The sequence below is a fragment of the Ligilactobacillus salitolerans genome (assembly GCF_003864415.1).
Lineage (GTDB): Bacteria > Bacillota > Bacilli > Lactobacillales > Lactobacillaceae > Ligilactobacillus > Ligilactobacillus salitolerans.
In genome coordinates this window covers 1-9,280 of the sequence record NZ_BFFP01000061.1, presented here as the reverse complement: position 1 = coordinate 9,280, position 9,280 = coordinate 1, and the positions used below count along the sequence as shown (strand labels likewise).

Below are 9,280 nucleotides of genomic sequence, written 5' to 3'. Positions count from 1 at the left end.
AGACACCCTTGCCTTCGACTTGTGATACCGACCACTACGGCTCACAGCGGACTCACACCGCCTAGTTACTGCCCATGCCGGGCGCACCAAAAAAGACACTACACTGCTCAACTTTGCAATGTAGTGTCTTTGTTATTTATACCTTTTCTCAGCTATCTTCCCTCACTATCGGCATCGACATACACCTTGGACCGCCCCGACCGCGCGACAACTCGCTTGATCTGATCTCATGCACCTTCACACCATGTTTTCTCAACAATTCATTGGAAACATAATTTCTGTCATAAGTCACGACTTCGCCCGGCGCGAGCGCTAAAGTATTCGTGCCATCGTTCCACTGCTCGCGGGCTGCCACCAGCGGGTCACCGTCACCAGTCGGGATCAGATCCAATTCCGACTGATGCAAAACTTCTTTTAATACCTGCAACAGATCAGTGCGGTGCTCGCTTAAGACCTGCCCTTCTGGTCCCGGATGCATGATCCACAAATCAATTTGACCATCATTCAAAATCAGCGGATGGACAGTGAATTGGTCGTAATTGATCATCGTAAAGACCGTATCTAAGTGCATCATTGCATGATTGTGCGGGATCTTGACACCGATCACCGTGTCATAACTCGAGCCGGCAAATAACTGCTGGGCTAGCTTTTCGACCGTTTCTTGTGCTGTCCTCTGTGAGATCCCGATCGCCATCACATGCTCATTTAACACCAGCTGATCGCCGCCCTCGATTCGTTCTCCTCGTTCTCGCTGGTGCCACAATGACACACCTTGTGCTTGAAAGCGCGGGTGATACTTAAGGACATATTCCATGAATAAGGATTCGCGTTTCCGTGTAGCAAAGGTCATTGAATTCAGCGCCACTCCTGAGCCGATCGCCGCAGCCGGATCACGGGTGAAATACAAGTTAGGCAAGGGTTCCATTAAGAAAGGGTGATCAATTTCTTCTGCTTGAAACTGCGCTCCTAGGTGTTCAGCGACTTCGATTTTTCGGATCCCCTTCATCAGTAGTGCGACCATTTCTTGAGTTTCCATGTTTATCAGATACCCGGTGAGGACCGCTAAAACTTTTTCTTCCTGGATGCCAGCTTCACGCAACATTTGCTGGGCGAATTTTTCCTTGATCGGAGTCTGCTGCAAAGCCTCAACTACCAAATCGTCAAGGTAAAGTACTTTCGTCCCATTTTCTCTCAGCGTCGCAGCAAAATAATCATGCTCCTCCTGAGCCGCTGGTAAGTATGGGATATCATCGAACAACAGCCGACTCATTGTGGCCGGTGTCAAATTTTCAAGTTCCTGTCCGGGACGTTTCAAGATCACCGATCGCAACCTGCCGATCTCTGAGTTAACATGGATCGGACTGCCATATCTATGTGCTTGCTTCGTAACTGGTTCCAACATTGGTCTACCCACTCCTGTCGGTTTTGGCTCTCTGCATGCTTCTGCTAATTTAACGTTTTTCAGCTTCTAAATAGCTTGAGTTTAGGCTAATATTGATGCCATGTCAAATATTGTAACATCAAGTTTTTGGCCCTGATTTGCTTAATTCAAGCACGAGGAGAGTGACAACGAAAATTTATTCACCAATCAAGGTATTTTTTGCATAAAATCTGCTGCATTGCATATAATTGGTATATCTAAACACAGGTCAAGATTTCTCTTGCCAAAATTTCAAGAAAGTTCAGCTGAGTATGCACCCACCTAAAAAGCAGGTGTCTTTTAAAAAATGCGCAATCAAGCATAAGTGCGTTTTGATTTGGGCTGATTGTTGTATACTTTGGACATAAGTTGCTTTCCTTTTTATTTTTAGGCGACTCAACTATCAAACGCAGAGTAGTTTGTGTCGTTTTAGTTTTCAATGTCCTTGGTACATCTAACTTTCAACCTTTAGCACCCATCAGAGAAAGGTGGAATTCCTGTGATTGAATTTATGCAGAAAATCAAGCAATTTAATCTCTTTTCAGCACATGAACAATTGGCCTTCAACGTCTTGCCGACCGGTCATGTCGTTTTATCTTATTTTGGCAAAAAAATCGGCAGCCACTCGTTAGCATATGTGACTAAAGACCTCAAGAAGGCCAGCTATTTAGCCGATACCGACGAAATCATAGACTTTAGGTTGGAACAGCATCCCTTGCTTTTCCCGACTTTCGGCAACCCTGACCTGCGCACGCCGGCTTTTCAGTGTACTTTTAAAAACGGCAGCCAAATATCCGATTTTCGTTATCATAGTTACCAGATCACACACAAAAAGAAGATCCCCGGTCTACCAACTGCTCTAAATCAAGATGCTGAAACACTCGAATTGGAGCTGGTGGATAAGGTCGCACACGTTTCTGCCATTATAATGATCAGCGTTTTCCCGCAATATGACATTTTTACTCAATCAATCAAGATCGTTAACCATTCGGAGCAGTCGCTCAAAATCGACCGGATCATGAGTATCAACGTCGACTTTTTATCTGACAAATACGACCTCTTGACTCTTTCAGGGGCTTGGGGGCGCGAAAATCACCTGGAACGCCGGGCATTAGCACCCGGCTTTCAAGGCGTGGACAGTAAGCGTGGAGCAAGCAGCCACGGCCAAAATCCATTCATTGCTTTGGCAGACAAAGACGCTGACGAACAACACGGCAACGTCTACTCCTTAAGCCTAATTTATAGCGGCGATTTTCTTGCCAGTGCTGAAGTCGCCATGCATCAAGATACGCGGCTGCAAATCGGGATCAACCCCTTTGGCTTTTCTTGGCAGTTAGAAGCTGGAGCCGATTTTAACACTCCTGAAGCGATCCTGGTGCATAGTGATCAAGGTTTGAATAAGATGACCCATCTTTTGCATAATTTTTATTCCAATTGCCTCGTGAATAAAAAATTTGCCCAGCAGAAACGGCCGATCGTGCTCAACAATTGGGAAGCCACCTACCTCGACTTTGACAAACAAAAGCTGATCGCCTTGGCTCAAGAAGGCAAAAAACTAGGGATGGAAATGTTTGTTTTAGATAATGGTTGGTTTGGTAAAGAAAAAACTAACAGCACAGTCAAGGCTGATTTAGACGGTTCCGTTGGCGACTGGCAAGCAAATACTAAAAAAATTGGCGGCTCACTGCATGACCTCGTCGCTGCGATCAACAAAATCGGCTTAAAGTTTGGCCTCTGGTTCGAACCGGAAGCCGTTTCGCCTGATAGCGACACATATATGGAGCATCCAGGCTGGATCATCCGCACACCAGATAGAAAGCCGCAGTTAATTAAAGATCGCTACCTCTTAAACCTCGGGATCCCAGAAGTGCAGGATTTTCTCATTGGCGTATTTGACCGCTTTTTAAAAGACACTAATGTTGCCTACATCAAGTGGGACTTAAACCGCAATCTGACCGACTCGGGTTCTAGCGCATTGACTGCCGTGCAGCAGACCGAACTAGGTCATCGCTATGTTTTAGGCCTCTACAAGATCTTGGAAACTGTGACTGAGAAGTATCCAGATGTCATGATCGAAAGCTGTGCTGGCGGCGGCGGCCGCTTCGATGCCGGAATGCTGCCGTATTCCCCGCAGATCTGGACGTCTGATGACTCCGATGCGATTGAACGTCTGGAAATACAGAGAGGAACCAGCATGATCTACCCTTGTTCCAGCATGAGCTGCCATGTTTCAACGAGCCCCAATGAACAAGTTGGCCGCAGGACAAATCTCAATGTGCGGCAAACTGTAGCCGAACAAGGCATCCTGGGCTATGAATTAGACCTGCTTGCTCTGAATACCAAAGGTAAACACTTTATTTCCCACGCGATCTCAAAATACAAAAAATACCGGCAAACTTACCAATTTGGCAGTTTAGACCGTTTGCCAGTCTATGACCCGCAAGATGAGTACGCCTGGTCTAAGCAAGACGAAAACCATCTGATCGTCAGCTATGTGATGGTCCTGGCCAAGCCTAACACCGTCCCGAAAAGACTGCGTCTTGTGAATTTGCAAGCTGACGCCATTTATGAGGATGTGCAAAACAAACAGCGCTTCACTGGGCAAGAATTGATGAGCATTGGTTTGGTTTGGCTTTGCCACGCCCAGATGAAGACTTCTACGCACGGAATTGGATCTTCAATATTCTGCCCGCTTAACTCCTTGACAGCAGGCCAAATAAAAAACAGGTCCAGAACTCTTATCTCCTAAGAATTCTGGACCTTTTTTTAATTTAGCTGTTTGGATCTGCTTAAAGAATTGAATTTATTTGTTTGCTGCCGTGAATTCTGCAGACATCTTGCCAGCAATTTCGGCAATCAAGTCTTCATCCTTCAAACCAGTTGTTTCTGTGACAACTTCAGCAAATTTAGCTTGCAGCATCTGTTGCAATTTAACACTTTCGTCGTCTTCAGCCACGTTAAACTGATAGATTTTGCCAACTGTCTCCAACAATTTAGCGTAACCCAAGCCGCGTTCCTTAGCTTCGCGGATCGGACGAATGAAGCGTTCGTCATAACCCAATTTACGGATCGGCGTCCGGCCGACACGAGCGATCGTATCGGAGATATATGGGTTTTCAAAACGGCTGATGATCTTCTTTTGGTAAGCTTCATGGTCTTCACGCTTGAAGTTCCACTTGTCGATCAGCAAGTCGCCGGTTTCTTTCAAGACACCTTTTAATTGGTCCAAAACACGTTCGTCTTTGATTGCATCGCCGATCGTGTCGTAACCCAGTGATTTGCCGGTATAAGCAACTGTGGCATGGCCTGTGTTAACTGAGAAGAGTTTGCGTTCGATAAATGGTTCCAAGTCTGGTGCGTATTCCACGCCTTCCAGTTTCAAGTCTGGATTAGCCATCTGGGATTCATCAACGACCCATTCCTTGAATGGTTCTACGGAAACCATCAATGGATCATCATGCTTTTGCAAAGGAACGATCCGGTCAACGGCTGCATTCGGGAAGCCGACATATTCGTCAACGTATGCTTTATCAGCATCAGCCAATGACTTGTAGACTTCTTCTTTCAAATGAGCAGACCCGCCGATCATGTTCTCGCAGGCGATCACATCGATCTTTTGCTCGTTGCCCTGTGCTTTACGAGCAGCTAAACCATCAGCGATCAAAGGTGCAATAAACTGTAAGATCTTCGGACCGATCGCAGTTGTTACTAAATCTGTCTGTGCAATTGCCGCAACGACTTGGTCCGGGTTTTCGCCGTTGTTGATCCCAGCGACGTTATCCACGTGGATCTTTTCCTGACCTGGTGCTGCCAGCTCGATATCATATTCATGCCGGTCGTTTAAAGCCGAAATGACTGTATCATTGACATCCACAAAATCAATCGAAAAACCATTTGCCGCTAAAGTTTCTCCAATAAAACCACGTCCGATGTTACCTGCTCCAAAATGCACTGCTTTCATTAGTTTTCAACCTCTTTCAATAAATCAATTACTTCTTGTGGTGACTGTGCGTCTGCGAGTTTAGCCACATTCTCAATGTGACTGCAATACAAAGCGATCTGTGACAAAATGTCTAAGTGCTCATTGTTCTTGCCAGCGATCCCAAAGACGACTGTGACCGTATTGTCGGTATTTTCGTCTTCACTAAAGTCGACACCCATTGGGATCTGAACAACTGAGATCCCAGTCTTCTTAATGTGCTTTTTACCTTCGTCAGTCCCATGCGGGATGGCGATAAAGTTGCCCATATAAGTTGAAACATCTTGATCACGCGCGATCATCGCGTCCACGTACTCTGGCTCAACACAACCGGCATCAACTAATAATTGTCCGGCTAATCTGATCGCAGCAGTTTTATTAGGCACGCTTTGATTCAACTTGATCATATCTGCTTGTAACTCCATCAGTTCTTCACGCCTCTCTTTCAATAACCCCTGGCCAAAATTTCTTTTGGCATAGCCTTGCTACTCTTATTTAACTTTTTCTACGATTTGCGCTAATTTTGCGTCTTCCAGCGACTCAACAGCTAAGAATTGAACATTCGTGTACCGTGTTTTAACGTTTTTGATCGTTTCTTGTGTTGAAATAACCAGGCGATCTGCTTCATCATTAACATCATCGATCGAAACTCGTTTAGCTGTTGTTTGCTTGCCGGCCTTCTCCAACTGACCATTCAACAAACTGACAGCCATAGTTGCAGAACCAGTGTGTTCATCATGATGAATAAAGTCGATTTCTTTGATTTGGTCAAAGTTGATCCCGCCAAATTCATCGGCAGCAGTTGTAGTATCTTCAACAGCTTGCTCTTCAACTGCAGCACTTCCTTGTTGCTGAGCAACTTTGAGGTTAGCCACGATCTCATCATAACGCGGACTGTTCATAAAGTTGTCCACTGCCACACTGACTGCATGTGGTGCCTTCAATACAGCACGTTCTTGTAATTCTTTTTGAGTTACGACTAATAAACCTTGTTCGTCCTTCAAATTCCGGACAGCCATGTTGGTGACGGGAATCTCGCCCAAGCCAGCCTTCTTAAACTTATCGCGGAGAAGTGAAGCACCCATTGCTGAGGAGCCCATCCCGGCATCACAAGCAAAGATGACCTTTTCAACGCTATCATAATCTGCGCCTGAAGTTGCTTGGCTTTGGTCTGCTGCTTCAGCAGCTTGGCCTTTAGATGCAGCTTTGGCATTTTGAACTTGAGCTTGTTTGCTTGCAAAGTCATCTTCATCATCCGGCGTCGATTTATCTCGTTTTAAGATAAAGGCCGAAATTGCAAAGGAAACGATCGCAGCAACCAAGACCCCGGCAATCACACCCAGGTAAGAATCCTTTGGTGTCATTAACAAAACAGCAATAATTGAACCTGGGGAAGCAGCAGCTTTCAAACCAGCATCGAACAGCTGGAAGGTGAAAGTCCCACTAACACCGCCGGCCATAACAGCCAAGAACAGTGATGGTTTCATCATGATATATGGGAAATAGATTTCATGGATCCCGCCGAAGAACTGAATGATCGCTGCACCTGGTGCAGATGACTTAGCACTGCCTTTGCCGAACAAACAAAAGGCAAGCAAGACGCCGATACCAGGACCAGGGTTAGCTTCGAGCAAGAACAAGACAGATTTACCGACTTTAGAAGCGGTCTGGATCCCCAAAGGAACCAAGATCCCGTTACCGATCGCATTGTTCAAGAACAAGATCTTAGCAGGTTCGATGAACAAGTTAGCCAATGGCAAGGCGTGAACTGAAATGATCCAATCAACACCGCTTGCCATGAACTTAGTACCAGCCATAACGAACGGTCCAACAACAGCCTGAGCTAAGATTGCCAGCAGCATCCCGATGATCCCGGCTGAGAAGTTGTTGTAGATCATTTCAAAACCGGATTTGATCTTAGCTTGGAATAACTCATCGAATTTCTTCATGCACCAGCCGCCTAAAGGTCCCATGATCATGGCACCTAAGAACATTGGTACATCTGAACCTACAATAGCACCGATGGTAGCAATACCGCCGACGATCGCACCACGCTCGTCGTCGACCATCTTCCCACCTGTATAACCGATCAATAATGGCAGTAAAAATTTCAGGGAAGGAGCACTGAGCTTGATGATCGTATCATTTGGAAACCAGCCTCCTGGTGATAAGAATAAAGCGGTGATCAAGCCCCAAGCAATGATCGCAGCAATGTTAGGCATGATCATGCCTGATAAGAATGTCCCAAATCTTTGGACTTTAGCTTTTAAACTTGTCTTTGGTTTAGCAGCATCTTGTGACATTATTTTTCCTCCTTTGACAAAGGTCATTGCCTTTGCTTTTTATGTAATAGCACCCGGGAAAATCTCCCGCGGAACTCTTCAATATTTATGGTAAGGCTTTCATAACAAGTTTACAATTGAATCTAGTGTCAATAGTGGCACAGCTGCTGGTGACAAAATTAATGAAAGCCCTCTGTAAGCTTGCTGCTGCACTTGTCAGTGGAGCAAACTTTCATTATTATTAGACTATACATAATCGGCAAAACAAATAAAGAGGTCAAAAAATATGGTTCTTTTTTCCGCACGTCAAAAACAAATTTTATTCGCCCTAGTTAGTGAACCGGCAGGGCTTTCCTTAAAAGAATTGGAAAAGCAGCTGCAAGTCAGCCGCCGGACCCTTTACCGTGAATTTTCAGAGCTGCGCTTATACCTAGAACAAAACGGCCTAGTCTTAGCCAGCCAAAATGGGATCTATAGCTTGGAAGGCGAGACCGAAAACAAAGCCCAACTCAAATATGCCCTCAGTGGACAAAAAGAAAGCTATAGCTTGCCGACCTCGCAACGGCAAAACGCGGTAGCCGCTCTTTTGCTTGTCAGCAGTGCGGAGACTAAAATTGCCAGTATTGCCAGCGACCTGAACGTCAGCGAAGGAACGATCCAGCACGACTTGCAAGTCATCGCTGAATCTCTTTCCGAATACGACTTGGCAGTCAAAAAGAAAAAAGGCGTTGGGGTAACGATCACAGGCAGCGAGATCAAGCGGCGCCAAGTACTTTGCGGGATCTTGTTGACGGAGTTAAACGAGTATTCCTTTTTAAGCTACCTCACTCATCATGATCCGGTGACACGAGATTTCTTTATGACGCTTTTACCTTACCCTCTTTTGGCGGAATGTAATCAAAAATTAAAGCAGACGGTTTTTCCGCAGCTCAATTTTTACTCGGATAATCAGATCATCAGCTCTGTTTTAATGTTTGCTATCTCAATTCTTCGCTTTGCTCATGGAGCTGGACTAGACTACCAGACTCTCCCGACTGAACCACTGCAATATCTCGGTTTGACCTATAAATTCTTCACATTTTTTGACTGGAAGACCGCCAATACCAAGCAACAGATCTCTAAAGACGAGGTCGTCTTTTTAGCCGAACACCTGCAAAACACCAGCATCAACGTTAATTCTTACGATTTTGAAAACGATGATTTCTCGGTCATGATCCAGGTGCGTGAATTTGTCGAACTGGTCTCGACCGATTATGGCTGGGATTTCCGGCGCAATCCGGATTTCTTCAAGCGTTTATCCAAACACATTGAAAACCTAATTAAAAATAACCAGCAACAACTGCCTAACGTCCAGATCGGCACCCTACAGCGGATCAGCGACAATTACTCGCGCCTGTACCAGACGATCAAGGCTCAGTGGCAGGAAGTCTTTTTTGACAAGGAACTGACCGAGCCGGAAGTTCAGCTGCTCTTGCTGTATTTTGCCAATGAATACACCGACCGTTCCTACCAGCGCGGTTTACGAGCCTTAGTTGTCTGCGAAAACGGCTTTTCAACTTCGCAGATTTTAAAAAGCCGGTTGCTTAAAGAGGTCCCCGA

At 45.6% G+C, this 9,280-nt stretch carries 6 protein-coding genes; 2 read left to right on the top strand and 4 right to left on the bottom strand.

What is annotated here, in order from left to right:
- Nucleotides 1–148 precede the first annotated feature (148 nt).
- A complete protein-coding gene (arcA, locus tag LFYK43_RS11695; protein ID WP_124978499.1) occupies nucleotides 149–1,402 on the bottom strand; it encodes an arginine deiminase in 1,254 nt (417 codons plus the stop codon).
- A 517-nt stretch (nucleotides 1,403–1,919) separates the two neighbouring features.
- On the opposite strand from arcA, the gene LFYK43_RS11690 reads away from it, so the two are divergent.
- Nucleotides 1,920–4,169, top strand: a complete 2,250-nt coding sequence (locus tag LFYK43_RS11690; protein WP_124978497.1) for an alpha-galactosidase — start codon at nucleotides 1,920–1,922, stop codon at nucleotides 4,167–4,169.
- Between the two features lie 54 nt (nucleotides 4,170–4,223).
- On the opposite strand, the gene LFYK43_RS11685 is transcribed toward LFYK43_RS11690, so the two are convergent.
- The 3 genes from LFYK43_RS11685 to LFYK43_RS11675 form a co-directional block, all read right to left on the bottom strand.
- The gene (locus LFYK43_RS11685) at nucleotides 4,224–5,381 is read right to left on the bottom strand and encodes a mannitol-1-phosphate 5-dehydrogenase (RefSeq protein ID WP_124978495.1); all 1,158 of its coding nucleotides are present in this window, start codon (nucleotides 5,379–5,381) and stop codon (nucleotides 4,224–4,226) included.
- A complete protein-coding gene (locus LFYK43_RS11680; RefSeq protein WP_124978493.1) occupies nucleotides 5,381–5,824 on the bottom strand; it encodes a PTS mannitol transporter subunit IIA in 444 nt (147 codons plus the stop codon). The genes LFYK43_RS11685 and LFYK43_RS11680 overlap by 1 nt, the downstream gene beginning before the upstream one ends.
- Nucleotides 5,825–5,890: 66 nt before the next feature.
- Complete coding sequence (locus LFYK43_RS11675) at nucleotides 5,891–7,702, bottom strand: PTS mannitol transporter subunit IIBC (protein WP_124978491.1); 1,812 nt, start codon at nucleotides 7,700–7,702, stop codon at nucleotides 5,891–5,893.
- A 265-nt stretch (nucleotides 7,703–7,967) separates the two neighbouring features.
- Between LFYK43_RS11675 and LFYK43_RS11670 the strand changes: the two genes are divergently transcribed.
- Nucleotides 7,968–9,280, top strand: a 1,313-nt coding sequence (locus tag LFYK43_RS11670) for a BglG family transcription antiterminator (RefSeq protein ID WP_124978490.1), incomplete at its 3' end; no start/stop codon positions are given.

Excerpts from the sequence above, each read along its gene's own strand:
- arcA (WP_124978499.1), bottom strand. The coding sequence starts at position 1,402 with ATGTTGGAACCAGTTACGAAGCAAGCACATAGATATGGCAGTCCGATC.
- LFYK43_RS11685 (WP_124978495.1), bottom strand. The coding sequence starts at position 5,381 with ATGAAAGCAGTGCATTTTGGAGCAGGTAACATCGGACGTGGTTTTATT.
- LFYK43_RS11680 (WP_124978493.1), bottom strand. The coding sequence starts at position 5,824 with ATGGAGTTACAAGCAGATATGATCAAGTTGAATCAAAGCGTGCCTAAT.
- LFYK43_RS11675 (WP_124978491.1), bottom strand. The coding sequence starts at position 7,702 with ATGTCACAAGATGCTGCTAAACCAAAGACAAGTTTAAAAGCTAAAGTC.